A 14,844-nucleotide genomic window follows, 5' to 3' on the forward strand; every position below is an offset into this window, starting at 1 on the left:
TGCGGCCCCGCGCCCCTTGAGGGCGCCACCCCTCAACTCCCCTGCACCGCACCCTCCGTGGCGCCCGCGATGAACCCGCGGGCGAAGATCGTGAAGACCACGACCAGCGGCACGGACGCCATGAGCACGCCGGCCATGACCATGCTGTAGTCGGTGGTGTGGCCGACGTGGAGCTGGGCCAGCGCCACCTGGAGCGTGAGGTGGGCGGGGTCGTTGAGCACGACGAGCGGCCAGATGTAGTCGTTCCAGGCGTTGACGAAGGCGTAGATGGCGAGGAAGGACAGGGCCGGCCTGATCATCGGGAGTACGATGTTCCAGTACTGGCGGAAGAAGCCGGCGCCGTCGATGCGCGCGGCGTCGAGGAGTTCGTCCGGCACGCCGTTCTCTATGTACTGGCGCAGCCAGAAGATGCCGAAGGCGTTGGCGAGGGCGGGCAGGATCAGCGCCTTGAGCGTGCCGACCCAGCCGATGTCCGACATGAGGATGAACTGGGGGAGGACGGCCAGCTGGAGCGGCAGCATCATGAAGCCGACCAGCGTCGCGAACAGCACCTTGCGCCCGGGGAAGTCGAACTTGGCGAAGACGAACGCCGCCAGGGAGTCGATGAACAGCACCAGGACGGTGGTGACGGACGCGACGACGACCGTGTTCAGCATCGACCCGAAGAAGTCGATGGTGTCGAGCACGTGCCGGATGTTCTCCAGCAGGTGGGAGCCGAAGGTCAGTTTCGGCGGGCTCTTGTAGATGTCCTCGGTGGTGTTCGTCGCCATGACGATCGTCCACGCGAACGGGAAGACCGAGATCAGGACGGCCAGGACGAGGACGATGTGCGCGGTCAGGCCCCTGGGACGCCGTGACCGCCTCGGGACCACTGCGGTCATGATTTCCTCCCGCGCTGGACGACGCGCCAGTTGACGACGACCAGCACCATGATCAGTACGAAGAAGGCCCACACGATGGCCGCGCCGTAGCCGTAGTCGTTGTTGACGAAGGCCGACTGGTAGAAGTACAGCAGCGTGGTCAGGCCCGCCTGGCCGGGGCCGCCGAGGTTCGGGTTGGCGGCGTTGCTGCCGAACAGGACCTGGGGCTCGCTGAAGCTCTGCAGGCCGTTGATGGTCGAGATGATCACCGTGAACAGGATGATGGGCCGCATGATCGGCATGGTGATCTGGAAGAACGTGCGGATCGGGCCGGCGCCGTCCAGCCTGGCCGCCTCGTAGATCTGGGTGGGGATGGCCTGGAGGCCGGCCAGATAGATGATCATGTTGTAGCCGGTCCACATCCAGGTCATCAGCAGCGCGATGACCAGTTTGATCAGCCACGGGTTGCTCAGCCACGGCACGGGCGAGATGCCGACCGTGCCCAGGATCGCGTTGACCAGACCGAAGTTGTTGCTGAACACCGCCCCGAAGAAGATCGACACGGCGACGATCGAGGTGACGTTCGGTATGTAGAGGGCGATGCGGTAGAAGCCCTTGAAGCGGCGCACCGAATGCAGCAGCGTCGCCAGCACCAGGGCGCCGAACAGGGTGGGGACGGTGGACAGCACCCAGATCGCCAGGGTGTTGCGGATCGACAGCCAGAAGACCGGGTCGTCCCACAGGAACCGGAACTGGTCCAGTCCCACGAACTGCACGGTGCCCATGCCGTCCCAGCGCTGGAAGGCGAGGTACAGCGAGTAGCAGACCGGGAAGAGCGAGAAGACGCCGAAGATCAGGAAGAAGGGCGAGATCGCGAGGTACTGCCGCCAGTGGGACACCACCCCGCGACGGCTCGGCCGCACGGTGCCCGCCGGCGGCGTGCGCCGCGGACGGAAGCGGGCCGGGCCCGGCCCGCCGCGGTGCCGGGGCGCCGCGGCGGGACCGGTGACCGGAGGTGACGTCACCTCACTTCACCCCCTGTCGCCGAGCGATCTGCCTGGCCTGGCTCACCGCGTCGTTCCAGGCGTCGTCGGGCTTCTTGCCCTTGGCCTCGATGCTGGTCAGCCCGGTCATGTACGGCGCCATGACGGCGGCGTCGGCGGGAGCCTCGTAGCTGGCCGGGGTGGCCTTGGCGGCCGGGCCGAACACTTCGATGACCTTCTGCCCGCCGAAGAAGGGGTCCCCGCCGGTCATGGCCGGCATGGCGTACGCCGCCGGCGCGGCGGGGAAGATCGCGGCGTCGGCGAAGCCGCGCGCGTCGTTCTCGGGGCTGAGGATCCAGCTGATGATCTTGAACGCCTCTTCGGGGTTCCGGCACTGCTTGGGCAGGGCCAGGTAGGAGCCGCCCTGGTTGGCCGGTCCGCCGGGCATCGCGCAGACCCGCCACTTGCCCTTGGTGTTCGGAGCGGCCTGCTCGATGTCCAGCGCGTGCCAGGCCGCACCGAGTTCGGTGGTCAGGCTCTTGCCGATGGCGGCGTTCCAGCTGTTGTCGTTGATCTTGGCGTCTATGCCGAGGGTGTAGGGGCGCACCGCCGTGGTCCACGCCTCGCGGATGTGGTCCTGGTCGCCGATGAAGCGGTTGTCCCTGTCGATGAACCGCTCGGTGCCCTGCCCGACCGCCATGTTGAACACCGAACTGATGTTGTTGATCAGGTAGGTGCCGGGCAGCTTCTTCCGCAGCTCGACGCCGAGGGCGAAGTAGTCCTCCCACGTCCCGGCCTCGGCGGCGACCTTGTCGGGGTCGGTGGGCAGCCCGGCCCTGTCGAACTGGTCCGCGCGGTAGAAGAGCGCGGTGGGGCCGATGTCGATCGGGAAGCCGATCTGCTGGCCGTCCTCGGTCCGGGCGAGCTTGGTCTTCCAGTCCAGGTACTTCGACGAGATCTCCTTGAAGCCCAGGTCGTTCAGGTCGAGGAAGCGATTGCCGTTGGGCAGGAAGGACGCCATGTCCTCGCCCTTGATGCCGGTGATGTCGGGCACGGAGGTGCCGGCCGCGAGGGTGGTCGTCAGCTTCTGCTTGAAGTCGCCGCCGATGGAGGCGGCGGTCAGCTTCACGTCCTTGCTGAAGTGCGTCTTCGCCTCGGCGACCACCTTGTCGCTGAGCGCGCCTCCCCAGTACCACAGGGTGAGGTTCTTGCCGTTCTTGCTGCCTGCCGAGTCTGAGCCGTTGCCGCAGGCCACGGTCAGCCCGGAGGCGGCCGCGGTGAACGCGGCGGCCTGGAGGAAGCGTCTACGGGAAAGGTCCACGGGTCTCTCCTGCTGTTGCTGTTCGACGTGCCGAGGGGTTTCGAGGGTCAGTGCCGCCGTTCGGAGGCGCGTGGGCCGACGGACGTGTGAGGGGCCGGCGGGGTGACGGGCGCGTACGCGAGAGCCGGCCCGGGATTCACCGGGAGCCGGTCGGCCAGGAAGCCGTACCCGCGCTTCACTTCGGGATCGGTCAGGGAGCGCCACCAGCGGTCGACGCCGTACCAGCCGGGGGCCGCGAGGGCCCCGCCGTGGCGGGTGACGGACAGCCCGGCCGCGAGCACCGCGAACCGCAGCCGCTGCGCCAGTGGCCAGCCGCCGAGCGAGGCGGTGACGAACGCGGCGCCGAAGACGTCCCCGGCACCCGTCGCGTCCAGCACGTCGACGCCGAGGGCGGGCACGTCCGCGTATTCGCCGGTGATCTGGTCGACGGCCACGGCGCCGTCCCCGCCCCGGGTGACCACGGCGACCGGCACCAGCTCGGACAGCGTGCCGAGCGCGGCGACCGCGCTGTCCGTGCGGGTGTAGGCCATGGCCTCCGTCTCGTTCGGGAGGAAGGCGTGGCACAGGGCCAGCTGCTCCAGGAGGGCCGTCGGCCACTCCTGGGTGGGGTCCCAGCCGACGTCGGCGTAGACCTGTGTGCCGTTCGCGGCGGCCTTGGCGAGCCACTCGCGCGGCTCGGCCTCCAGGTGCACCAGGGCGGTACGCGCCTCGGGCGGGTCGCCCATCAGCACGTCCTGCGAGTACGGCGGCTCCTGGCCATGGGTGAGCAGGGCCCGGTCCTGGCCGTAGGCGACGGAGACGGTGACCGGGGTCGGCCAGCCCTCCGCCGTGCGGGAGAGCGAGAGGTCGACGCCTTCCTGGCCGCACAGGACGTCCCGGCAGTACGCGCCGTAGAAGTCGTCGCCGAACACTGTGGCCAGGGAGGTGCTGAGGCCGAAGCGGGAGGCGGCCACCGCGAGGTTCGCGATGCCGCCCGGGCCGCAGCCCATGCCCCGGGTCCAGATCTCCTCGCCCGGCGTCGGCGGCTTGCCGAGCCCCGTAAGGACGAGGTCGTAGAAGAGCAGCCCGGTCAGCAGCACATCGGGCCGGTCACCGTCCACGGATGTGTCCTCTCGCTCACGGCTTCAACGGAGATCGTCAAAACTCTTCATTTCGGTGACCGGAATCGTGCGCTGCTTCAGCGAGATTGGTCAATACCCGAGCAGAAATAAGCATGGCGATGATTGGAGATGACGAGTAATGTGCACGCCGTGCTGGCAGAACGACGACACCAACTCATCCTGCGGGCCTTGCGCGCCGGCGGGCCCGCGGCCGTGACCGACCTCTCGGAGCAACTGGGAGTGAGTCCCGCCACGATCAGGCGTGACCTGGTCAAACTGGAAGAAGACGGACTGCTCACGCGCGTGCACGGCGGCGCCGTCGTGGAGGAGGGCGACCAGCCCTTCGCCGAGGTCGCCGAAGTCCGCGTCAACGAGAAGGACGCCATAGCCGAACGGGCCGCCGCGATGATCAGGGACGGCCAGTCGGTTCTGCTGGACATCGGGACGACGGCCTACCGCCTGGCCCGGCAGCTGCACGGCCGCCGCCTCACCGTCATCACCAGCAACCTGGTGGTCTACGAGGAACTCGCCGACGACGAGGGCATCGAGCTGGTCCTGCTCGGCGGGATGGTCCGCCGCGAGTACCGCTCCCTGGTCGGCTTCCTCACCGAGGACAACCTGCGTCAGCTGCACGCCGACTGGCTCTTCCTCGGCACCAGCGGGGTGCGGCCCGGCGGTCAGGTCATGGACACGACGGTGGTGGAGGTGCCGGTCAAGCGCGCCATGATCAAGGCCGGCGAGAAGGTGGTGCTGCTCGCCGACGCGGCGAAGTTCCCGGGGCACGGGATGGCGAAGGTCTGCGGTCCCGAGGAACTGGACGCGGTCGTGACGAACGAGCCGGTCGACGCCGCGACGCGGGCCTCCTTCCAGGAGGCGGGCGTCGAGGTGGTCGTGGCGGGAAAGGGGCAAGCGTGAACCCTCCCCCGGCCGCGGCGGGAAGCCCGTCGGCTCAGGCCGCCCCGCCGTCCGGTGCACAGCAAGGTCCCCCGCCCTCGACCCCGGCCGGGCCGGCACCGGCACGGGGCCCCGAAGCACGTTCAAGGAGGTGGCGCGTGTTCGGTTCTCGCCCCGTGCCGCACACGGCCCGCCGTATCGGAGGAACCCGGTGAAGCTGACGATTCTGGGCGGCGGCGGATTCCGCGTGCCGCTGGTGTACGGAGCGCTCCTCCAGGACCACGCCGAGGGCCGGGTGACCCATGTCGTCCTGCATGACCTGGACGCCGGGCGTCTGTCGGCGGTGACACGTGTCCTCGCCGAGCAGGCGGCCGGAGTGGCCGACGCGCCCGAGGTGAGCGCCACCACCGACCTCGACGAGGCCCTGCGCGGAGCCGACTTCGTGTTCTCCGCGATCCGCGTCGGCGGCCTGGAGGGGCGCGCGAACGACGAGCGCGTGGCCCTGGCCGAGGGCGTGCTGGGCCAGGAGACGGTGGGCGCGGGCGGCATCGCCTACGGCCTGCGCACGGTCCCGGTCGCCGTCGACATCGCCAAGCGGGTGGCCCGGCACGCCCCCGACGCCTGGGTCATCAACTTCACCAACCCGGCCGGACTGGTCACCGAGGCCATGTCCCGCCACCTCGGCGACCGCGTCATCGGCATCTGCGACTCCCCGGTCGGCCTCGGCCGCCGTATCGCCCGGGTGCTCGGCGTCAAGAACCCGGCGGAGGCGTGGATCGACTACGTCGGCCTCAACCACCTCGGCTGGGTGCGCGGCCTGCGCGTCGCGGGCCGTGACGAACTGCCGCGGCTGCTCGCCGACCCCGACCTCCTCGGCTCCTTCGAGGAGGGCAAGCTCTTCGGCACCGACTGGCTGCGCTCCCTCGGCGCGATCCCCAACGAATACCTGCACTACTACTACTTCAACCGCGAGGCCGTCCGGGCCTACCAGCAGGCCGAGAAGACCCGCGGCGCCTTCCTGCACGACCAGCAGGCCCGCTTCTACGCCGAGATGAAGAACCCGCATGCCCCCGCCCTCACCGTCTGGGACCGCACCCGCGCCGAGCGCGAGGCCACGTACATGGCCGAGAACCGCGAGACCGCGGGCGCCGGCGAACGCGACGAGGACGACCTGTCCGGCGGCTACGAGAAGGTCGCGCTCGCCCTGATGCGGGCGATCGCCCGGGACGAGCGCACCACCCTGATCCTCAACGTCCGCAACCGGCGCACGCTGTCGGTCCTCGACACGGAGGCCGTCATCGAGGTCCCCTGCCTCGTCGACGCCAACGGCGCCCACCCCGTCACCGTCGACCCGCTGCCCGACCACGCCACCGGCCTGGTCTGCGCGGTCAAGGCGGTCGAGCGCGAGGTGCTGGCCGCCGCCGCATCGGGCTCCCGCGCGACGGCCGTGAAGGCCTTCGCCCTGCACCCCTTGGTCGACTCCGTCAACGTGGCCCGCAGGCTGGTCGAGGGCTACACCGACGTCCACCCCGGGTTGGCGTACCTTAGGTGAACGCCGATCGGTAAGCGCTTTCCCCCACCGCTTCCCGCCTGCTCGCTCTTCCCGCTTCCTGGAGACATCCCATGCACGACGAAAGCCGCCGCATCGAGGAGCGCGTGCAGCGCCTTCACGACCAGCGCATCAAGACCGCGGTCTACGCGGCCACCGTCCCCTTCGAGGTGGAGGCCTGGCAGGCCCCGGGGGAGCCGGTTTCGTTCGAGGAGGCGGCCGCCGCCTCCTACGAGCCGTTCGCGATGGGCACCCCGTGGGGCCCGCCCTGGGGCACCACCTGGTTCCGCATGCGCGGACAGGTGCCCGCCGAGTGGGCCGGCAAGCGCGTCGAGGCCGTCATCGACCTCGGCTTCACCGGCGACTGGCCCGGCAACCAGGCCGAGGCCCTCGTCCACCTCACGGACGGCACCCCGCTGAAGGCCGTCAACCCGCTCAACCACTACGTGGCGATCGCCAACCCCGCGCAGGGCGGCGAGAGCGTCGACTACCTCGTCGAGGCCGCCTCCAACCCGGACATCCTCGCGGACAACTTCTCGAAGACCACCCCGCTCGGCGACAAGCTCACCGCGGGCGACAAGCCCCTCTACACCTTCCGCGCCGCCGACCTCGCGATCCTCGACGAGGAGGTCTGGCACCTCGACCTCGACGTGCAGGTGCTGCGCGAGCTGATGCTGGAGCTCGGCGAGCACGATCCGCGCCGGCACGAGATCGCCCACGCCCTCGACCGGGCCATGGACCTGCTCGACCTGGACGACGTCTCCGGCTCGGCCGCCGCGGTCCGGGAGGCCCTCAAGCCGGTGCTGTCCAAGCCCGCGCACGCCAGCGCGCACACGATCTCCGGCGTCGGCCACGCCCACATCGACTCCGCCTGGCTCTGGCCGATCCGCGAGACAAAGCGCAAGACGTCCCGCACCTTCTCCAACGTCACCTCGCTCGCCGACGAGTACGACGACTTCATCTTCGCCTGCTCCCAGGCCCAGCAGTACGAGTGGGTGCGCGACAACTACCCCAAGGTCTGGGCCCGCATCCAGGAGTCGGTAAAGAACGGCCAGTGGGCGCCGGTCGGCGGCATGTGGGTCGAGTCCGACGGCAACCTGCCCGGCGGCGAGGCCGTCGCCCGCCAGTTCATCCACGGCAAGCGGTTCTTCATGGACCACTTCGGCATCGAGACCAAGGGCGTGTGGCTGCCCGACTCCTTCGGCTACAACGCGGCCTACCCGCAGATCGCCAAGCTCGCCGGGAACGAGTGGTTCCTCACCCAGAAGATCTCCTGGAACCAGACCAACCGGTTCCCCCACCACACCTTCTGGTGGGAGGGCATCGACGGGACCCGCATCTTCACCCACTTCCCGCCGGTCGACACCTACAACGCCCGCTTCAGCGGCGAGGAGATGTCCCGCGCCGTCCGCAACTACCAGGAGAAGGGCGGCGCCTCCCGCTCCCTGGCCCCGTTCGGCTGGGGCGACGGCGGCGGTGGCCCCACCCGCGAGATCATGGAACGGGCCCGCCGGCTGGCCGACCTGGAGGGCTCCGCCAAGGTCGTCGTCGAACACCCCGACGAGTTCTTCGCCAAGGCCCGCGAGGAGTACCCGGACGCGCCCGTGTGGGTCGGCGAGCTCTACCTGGAGCTGCACCGCGCCACCTACACCTCCCAGGCCCGTACCAAGCAGGGCAACCGCCGCTCCGAGCACCTCCTGCGCGAGGCCGAGCTCTGGGCGACCACGGCCGCGCTGCACGCGCCGGGCTACAGCTACCCGCACGAGAAGCTGGACCGGCTGTGGAAGACGGTGCTGCTGCACCAGTTCCACGACATCCTGCCCGGCTCCTCCATCGCCTGGGTGCACCGCGAGGCCGAGGCCGAGTACGCCCGTGTCGCGCGGGAACTGCACGCGCTGACCGCCGAGGCGGTGGCCGCACTGGGCGCCGGGGAACCCCGCGCCTTCAACACCAGCCCCTACGACCGCGCCGAAGTGGTCCGCACCGCCGACGGCACACCGGTGTTCGTGGAGGTGCCCGCGAGCGGCTCCGCGCCCCTCACCGACGCGGCGCCCCCGAAGCCGGTGACGGTGGACGGCCTGGTCCTCGACAACGGACTGGTCCGCGTGGAGGTCGCCGAGGACGGCACCCTGTCGTCCGTCCGCGACCTGCGCGCCGGCCGCGAGGTCCTCGCCGAGCCCGGCAACCTGCTCCGTCTGCACACCGACCTGCCCAATTACTGGGACGCCTGGGACATCGACAAGCACTACAAGAACCGCTACACGGACCTCCTGGACGCCACGTCCGTCACGGTCGTCGAGCAGGACCCGCTGATCGGCGCCGTCCGCGTCGAGCGGGCCTTCGGCAAGGGCTCCACGATCACCCAGACGATCACCGTCCGCGCCGGCAGCCCCCGGATCGACATCGAGACGGACATCGACTGGCACGAGACCGAGAAGATCCTCAAGGCGGCCTTCCCGGTCGACATCCGCGCCCCGCACTCCTCCGCCGAGATCCAGTTCGGCCACATCCAGCGCCCCACGCACACCAACACCAGCTGGGAGGCGGCCCGCTTCGAGGTCTCCGGCCACCGCTGGGTGCACCTCGGCGAACCCGGCTACGGCGTCGCGGTCATCAACGACTCGACGTACGGCCACGACGTCTCCCGCACGGTCCGCGAGGACGGCGGCACCACCACCACCGTCCGCCTCAGCCTGGTCCGCGCCCCGCGCATCCCGGACCCCGAGGCCGACCAGGGCCGCCACCGCTTCACCTACGCGCTGCTGCCCGGCGCGACCATCGAGGACGCCGTCGCCGAGGGCTACTCCCTGAACCTGCCGCTGCGGGTGGCCGGCGCGGCGGGCGCCCCCGAACCGGTCGTCTCCGCGGAGGGCGAGGGCGTGACCGTGGAAGCGGTCAAGCTCGCCGACGACGCCTCCGGCGACGTCGTCGTACGGCTCTACGAGTCCCGCGGCGGCCGCGCCACGGGCACCCTGCGCACCGGATTCCCGCTGGCCGGCGCCCACATCACCGACCTGCTGGAACGCCCGCTGGAGGACGCGGAGATCACCGACGGCGCCGTCGCCCTGACGCTGCGGCCCTTCCAGATCCTCACCCTGCGCCTGCGGAGGGGCTGACCTCATGGCCATGCAGCCGTGGTTCGAGGACGCCAAGCTCGGCATCTTCGTGCACTGGGGCATCTACGCCGTCGACGGCGTCCAGGAGTCCTGGTCGTTCTACGACGACATCGTCCCGCACGAGCGGTACATGTCCCAGCTCGACCGGTTCACGGCTGCCCGCTACGACCCGCGCGACTGGGCGAGGCTCTTCGCGCGGGCCGGCGCCCGGTACGCCGTCCTGACCAGCCGCCACCACGACGGGGTCGCCCTGTGGGACACCGCGTACGGCGACCTGAACGTGGGCCGTGATCTGATCGCCGGCTACGCCGAGGCCCTGCGCGAGCAGGGACTCAAGGTCGGCCTCTACTACTCCCACTCCGACTGGAACCACCCCGACTACGCCTCCACCCGCAAGCCCGGCCGCCCGCCGGAGCTGGAGGACAACCGCTACTCCGAGGTCCCCGCCGAGTTCGAGGACCTGGCCGCCTGGGAGAGGTTCCTCGCCTACCGCGACGGCCAGATCCGCGAACTCACCACCCGCTACCGGCCCGACCTGATGTGGTTCGACGGCGAGTGGGACCGCAGCGAGGAACAGTGGCGCATCCCCGAACTGGCCGCCCTCATCCGCTCCGAGGTACCGGACGTCGTCTTCAACGCCCGCATGCTGAGCGAGGGCGACTACGCCACCCCCGAGCAGGGCGCTCCCGTCATCCCGCCGGAGGGCCCCTGGGAGCTGTGCCTCACGATCAACGACTCCTGGGGCCACCAGCACCACGACCACCACCACAAGTCCGTCGACCAGCTCATCCGCTACTTCACCGAGACCATCGGCGGCGGAGGCAACCTGCTCCTCAGCGTCGGCCCGCGGGAGGACGGCACGATCACGGATGAGCAGGCGCAGCGGCTGGAAGGGCTCGGCGACTGGATCGCCCGGCACGCCGAAGCGGTGTACGGCACCGTCCGAGGACTCCCGCCCGGGCACCATTACGGCCCGAGCACCCTCTCCGAGGACCGCCGCACCCTCTACCTGACCCTCTTCGACGCTCCGCGCGCCGAGATCAACGTCCGCGGCCTGCTGAACAAGGTCCGCCGGGTCTCGGTCCTGGGCAGCGGCACCGAACTGCCCCACCAGATCACCGGCGGCCTCCACGAGACACCGGGCATCCTCTGGATCGCCCCACCGCCCGCAGCCGACCTCGACCCGCACGCCACGGTGCTCGCCGTCGAACTGGACGGAGAACTGGAGCTGTACCGGGGCGGGGGCCGCTTCTGACGCGCCGGCGAATTGACCCACGATTCCGGCATCGGAATGCCCCCTGGCGTGGGTCGCCCGGCTGCCTAGAGTCGATGTCATGACGACGACACAGAACGCAGAGGCCAGGACGACGGCAGAGACCGGAACGGGCGACAGCACCGGCTTCGCACCGGTCCTCACCCGCGCCGCCGAGGCCGAGACGACGCGCGACCCCAGCAGCGTGATGACCCTGCTCGCCGACTCCGGGAACACCGGCGGGCGGCTCACCGGCTACCGGTCGACGTTCGCGGAGGGCGCGGTCGGCGCGCCCGCCCACCTGCACACCAAGGCGTCCGAAATGTTTTATGTGATCGACGGCGCGCTCCAGGTGCTGGTGGGCGAGGAGATCACCGTGCTGCGAGCCGGCGACTTCCTCCTCGTACCGCCGCACACCCCGCACGCCTTCGCCGCCGCGCCCGGTGCGACGGCCGACGTGCTGTTCGTCTTCACCCCGGGCGCGGGGCGCTTCGACTACCTGCGGCTACTGGGCCGGGTGATGCGCGGCGAGGCCGACCCGCAGGAGATCAAGGACTCCTCCGAACGCTTCGACAACCACTACGTCGACAGCCCCGTCTGGCGCGAGGCGCTCGCGGCCAGGGCCTGAGGCTCTGGGCCCTTCTGATGGATCTCCGCGGCGTCGCGACGCCCGGCACGCACTCTCGCCGCACCGGACAAAAGCCCTAGTAGCTCCGCTACGAGGGCTTCCGCCCGGCACGCCGAGAGCACGCACCGAACACCGCTCCTTCCTCCACGGAGATCCATCAGAAGGGCCCTAGAGGGGCAGCGTCTGGGCCGCCGTTCCCACGGAGCCGACCGGTTCGGCCGCGGTGGGCGCGGGCACCGCGGGCAGCGGATCCGTCGCCTCCGGCCGCTGCTGCGGCAGCGACACCGGCCGCAGCGGACGCGGTCCCGACACCACCGTGTAGTCCTGGCCCAGGAACGGCGGCACCACCTCGCCCGGGTCCTCGCCGAGCGCCAGCTGCACGGCCGCCCACGGGGCGTTGACCCCGCACAGCGACAGCTGGTGCAACCCGCCGGCCGGGCGGGTGTTGACGTCCATGAGGACCGGCCGGTCTCCGAACATCCGGAACTGGATGTTCGACAGGTAGTGCAGACCGAAGCCCTCCGCGATCCGCCGGGCCGGGTCCAGCCACTGCTCGTGCAGGGTGAAGCCCCGGCGGCGGCCGTTCTTGGTGCGGCCCACTGCCAGCCGGACCCGGTTGTCCGGGCCGGTCAGGCAGTCCACCGACACCTCGGGCTGCTCCAGGCGCGGCATCACCAGCCAGTCGACCGGCTCCTCCGCCTGCCGCAGCGCCTCCAGCACCAGCTCCAGCGGCACGTACGGGCTCGGGAACCCGCTCAGCTGCATCAGCGAAAAGGGCGTACGCGTGATCACCCGGAAGCCCACTCCGCCGGCCCCGGACGCCGGCTTGAAGCACGCCTTGTGCCCAACGGCCTCCAACTCCTCCACAGCGGCGACGAGTTCGTCCTCCGAGCGGACCCGGTACCACGGCGGGACCGGCACGCCGATCGCCTGGACCGCCTCGTAGGCGATCACCTTGTCGTGGAAGACGGCCACGGCTTCGGGCGGCGGCGCCAGCACCGCGGTGCCGGCCGCCTCGAACTCGGCGCGGTGCGCCACGATCGCCGACTGGTGCAGCCGGGGCACGAACACGTCGATGCCGCGCCGCGCGCACTGGTCGAGCGCGAACTCGACGTACCCGGCGGGGGAGAGGTTCTCGGGCTCCAGCTCGGCGGTGTCGGCGGCGGCCAGCACCGGGGAGTCGGGGTCGCCGTGAGTGGCGTGGATCTCGACGGCCCGGTCGCTGGGATTTCTCCGCAGCTGATCCATGAAGAACACGTTCTCCGCGTACGTGCGGTTGAGCCAGACGCGTACGCGAGAGACCATGCAGGCCGCCTTTCACGGTTCGCGGGCAGGGCTGAGCAGCCCGTGCCCGGGCAAGAAAAGGGAGGGACACCAAACCGCCCCTGTGAAAGGGAAGTTCGTAGCGGTGGTGTTGGGCCAGATCATACGGCTTCGGCGGGCCTCGTCGTGCAACGCGCGTGTGAAGGAATTCTCCGGCGCCACGGCCCCGGGCCGCTCTTGCTCCCCGTCGCGCGGATGTGATCTCTTGGTGACGACCGGGTGCGCGGAGGGGGCGAGAAGTGACGTCGACGGCCGGTGGCGCCGCACAACTGCTGGCCATCAGCGATCTGCACATCGGATACCCGGAGAACCGCGCCCTGGTGGAGGAGATGCGGCCCGGCACGGACGACGACTGGCTGCTCGTCGCCGGGGACGTCGCGGAGACCGTCGCGGACATCCGCTGGACCATGAAGGCGCTCGCGGCCCGCTTCCGCAAGGTCGTCTGGGTGCCCGGCAACCACGAGCTGTGGACCCATCCGAGCGACGCCGTCACCCTGCGCGGTGTCGCCCGGTACGAGTACCTGGTCGAGGTGTGCCGCGAACTCGGCGTGACGACACCCGAGGACCCCTACCCGGTCTGGGAGGGCCCCGGTGGGCCGGTCGCCGTCGCGCCGCTGTTCCTGCTGTACGACTACTCGTTCCTGCCGGCCGGCTGCACGACCAAGGAGCAGGGCCTGGAGTACGCGCAGGGCACCGGGATCGTGTGCACCGACGAGTACCTGCTGCACCCCGACCCCTACCCGAGCCGGGAGGCCTGGTGCCGGGCCCGGGTCGCCGAGACCGAACGCCGGCTCGCCGGACTGCCGGGCGGCCTGCCGGTGATCCCGGTCAACCACTACCCGCTGCACCGCCATCCGATGGACGTCCTGTGGCACCCCGAGTTCGCCATGTGGTGCGGCACGGACCTGACAGCCGACTGGCACCGCAGGTTCCGCGTACACACGATGGTCTACGGCCATCTGCACATCCCCCGCACCACCTGGCACGAGGGCGTGCGCTTCGAGGAGGTGTCGGTGGGCTATCCACGCGAGTGGAGCAAGCGGGCCCAGCCGCCGGGACGGCTGCGGCGCATCCTGCCGGGGGAGGGCGAGGAGCGGTGATCGAGGAACTGCTGCCGGACGCCGTGGTCACCGTGGAGGCGTACGGCCACGAGGACGTGGTCACCCCGCTGTACCCCGAGGAGGCGGCGCTCGTGGCCCGGGCGGTCGCCAAACGGCGCAGGGAGTTCGCCGCCGTGCGCTCCTGCGCCCGCCGGGCCATGGACAAGCTCGGCCTGCCACCGCAGCCGATCCTGCCCGGGGAACGCGGCGCCCCCCGCTGGCCGGCCGGGCTGGCCGGCAGCATGACCCACTGCGACGGTTACTGCGCCGCCGCCCTGGTCCGCGCCACCGACCTCGCGTCCCTCGGCATCGACGCCGAGGCCCATGGTCCGCTGCCCGAGGGCGTCCTGCCGTCCGTCTCCCTGCCGGCCGAGGCGGACCGACTGCGCAGGCTCGCGGCGGAACGCCCCGACATCCACTGGGACCGGCTGCTGTTCAGCGCGAAGGAGTCCGTCTACAAGGCGTGGTTCCCCCTCACCGGGAAGTGGCTGGACTTCATGGAGGCCGACATCGAACTCACCGCCGACGGCACCTTCCGTGCGACGTTGCTCGTCCCCGGCCCACGGGTGGGCACCCGCCGCGTCGACCACTTCGACGGCCGCTGGACGACAGGACGGGGCCTGATCGCAACGGCGATAGCAGTACCCCACGCCTGAGCCCGCGCCGGAGCGCGGGCCCGGCTTCGAGCCCGTCGCCCGGTGCATCCGCCGGACGACGG

The 14,844-nt window shown here is 70.6% G+C and carries 12 protein-coding genes; 7 read left to right on the plus strand and 5 right to left on the minus strand.

Annotated features, from left to right (window positions below; translation table 11 throughout):
* Window positions 1–32: 32 nt before the first annotated feature.
* The 4 genes from OO68_RS08745 to OO68_RS08760 all read right to left on the minus strand — a co-directional run bounded on the left by OO68_RS08745 (window position 33) and on the right by OO68_RS08760 (window position 4,264).
* The gene (locus OO68_RS08745; protein WP_033307638.1) at window positions 33–881 is read right to left on the minus strand and encodes a carbohydrate ABC transporter permease; all 849 of its coding nucleotides are present in this window, start codon (window positions 879–881) and stop codon (window positions 33–35) included.
* Window positions 878–1,762 (minus strand): carbohydrate ABC transporter permease, encoded by an 885-nt coding sequence (locus tag OO68_RS08750; protein ID WP_033307989.1) that lies wholly within the window; start codon window positions 1,760–1,762, stop codon window positions 878–880. The genes OO68_RS08745 and OO68_RS08750 overlap by 4 nt, the downstream gene beginning before the upstream one ends.
* A 124-nt stretch (window positions 1,763–1,886) precedes the next feature.
* Window positions 1,887–3,164 (minus strand): ABC transporter substrate-binding protein, encoded by a 1,278-nt coding sequence (locus tag OO68_RS08755; protein WP_033307639.1) that lies wholly within the window; start codon window positions 3,162–3,164, stop codon window positions 1,887–1,889.
* Window positions 3,165–3,211: 47 nt separating this feature from the next.
* Entirely contained in the window at window positions 3,212–4,264 is a 1,053-nt protein-coding gene (locus OO68_RS08760; RefSeq protein ID WP_033307640.1) for a carbohydrate kinase family protein, read from the minus strand.
* Between the two features lie 150 nt (window positions 4,265–4,414).
* Between OO68_RS08760 and OO68_RS08765 the strand changes: the two genes are divergently transcribed.
* The 5 genes from OO68_RS08765 to OO68_RS08785 all read left to right on the plus strand — a co-directional run bounded on the left by OO68_RS08765 (window position 4,415) and on the right by OO68_RS08785 (window position 11,703).
* Window positions 4,415–5,179 carry a DeoR/GlpR family DNA-binding transcription regulator gene (locus OO68_RS08765; protein ID WP_033307990.1) on the plus strand — a complete coding sequence of 255 codons (765 nt, stop codon included), beginning with the start codon at window positions 4,415–4,417 and terminating at the stop codon, window positions 5,177–5,179.
* A gap of 190 nt (window positions 5,180–5,369) precedes the next feature.
* A complete protein-coding gene (locus OO68_RS08770; protein ID WP_033307641.1) occupies window positions 5,370–6,710 on the plus strand; it encodes a 6-phospho-beta-glucosidase in 1,341 nt (446 codons plus the stop codon).
* A 71-nt stretch (window positions 6,711–6,781) separates the two neighbouring features.
* Entirely contained in the window at window positions 6,782–9,823 is a 3,042-nt protein-coding gene (locus tag OO68_RS08775; RefSeq protein WP_033307642.1) for an alpha-mannosidase, read from the plus strand.
* A gap of 4 nt (window positions 9,824–9,827) precedes the next feature.
* Window positions 9,828–11,078 carry an alpha-L-fucosidase gene (locus OO68_RS08780; protein ID WP_033307643.1) on the plus strand — a complete coding sequence of 417 codons (1,251 nt, stop codon included), beginning with the start codon at window positions 9,828–9,830 and terminating at the stop codon, window positions 11,076–11,078.
* A gap of 79 nt (window positions 11,079–11,157) precedes the next feature.
* Entirely contained in the window at window positions 11,158–11,703 is a 546-nt protein-coding gene (locus OO68_RS08785) for a cupin domain-containing protein (protein ID WP_033307644.1), read from the plus strand.
* A 168-nt stretch (window positions 11,704–11,871) separates the two neighbouring features.
* On the opposite strand, the gene OO68_RS08790 is transcribed toward OO68_RS08785, so the two are convergent.
* Entirely contained in the window at window positions 11,872–13,008 is a 1,137-nt protein-coding gene (locus OO68_RS08790) for an ATP-grasp domain-containing protein (protein WP_033307645.1), read from the minus strand.
* Window positions 13,009–13,265: 257 nt separating this feature from the next.
* Here OO68_RS08790 and OO68_RS08795 point away from each other — a divergent pair, with 257 nt between their 5' ends.
* Window positions 13,266–14,126, plus strand: coding sequence for a metallophosphoesterase family protein (locus OO68_RS08795; protein WP_033307646.1), 861 nt, complete (start codon window positions 13,266–13,268; stop codon window positions 14,124–14,126).
* Window positions 14,123–14,782, plus strand: a complete 660-nt coding sequence (locus OO68_RS08800; protein WP_033307647.1) for a 4'-phosphopantetheinyl transferase family protein — start codon at window positions 14,123–14,125, stop codon at window positions 14,780–14,782. The genes OO68_RS08795 and OO68_RS08800 overlap by 4 nt, the downstream gene beginning before the upstream one ends.
* The last annotated feature ends 62 nt before the right edge of the window (window positions 14,783–14,844 follow it).

The sequence above is a fragment of the Streptomyces iakyrus genome (assembly GCF_000717055.1).
Lineage (GTDB): Bacteria > Actinomycetota > Actinomycetes > Streptomycetales > Streptomycetaceae > Streptomyces > Streptomyces iakyrus.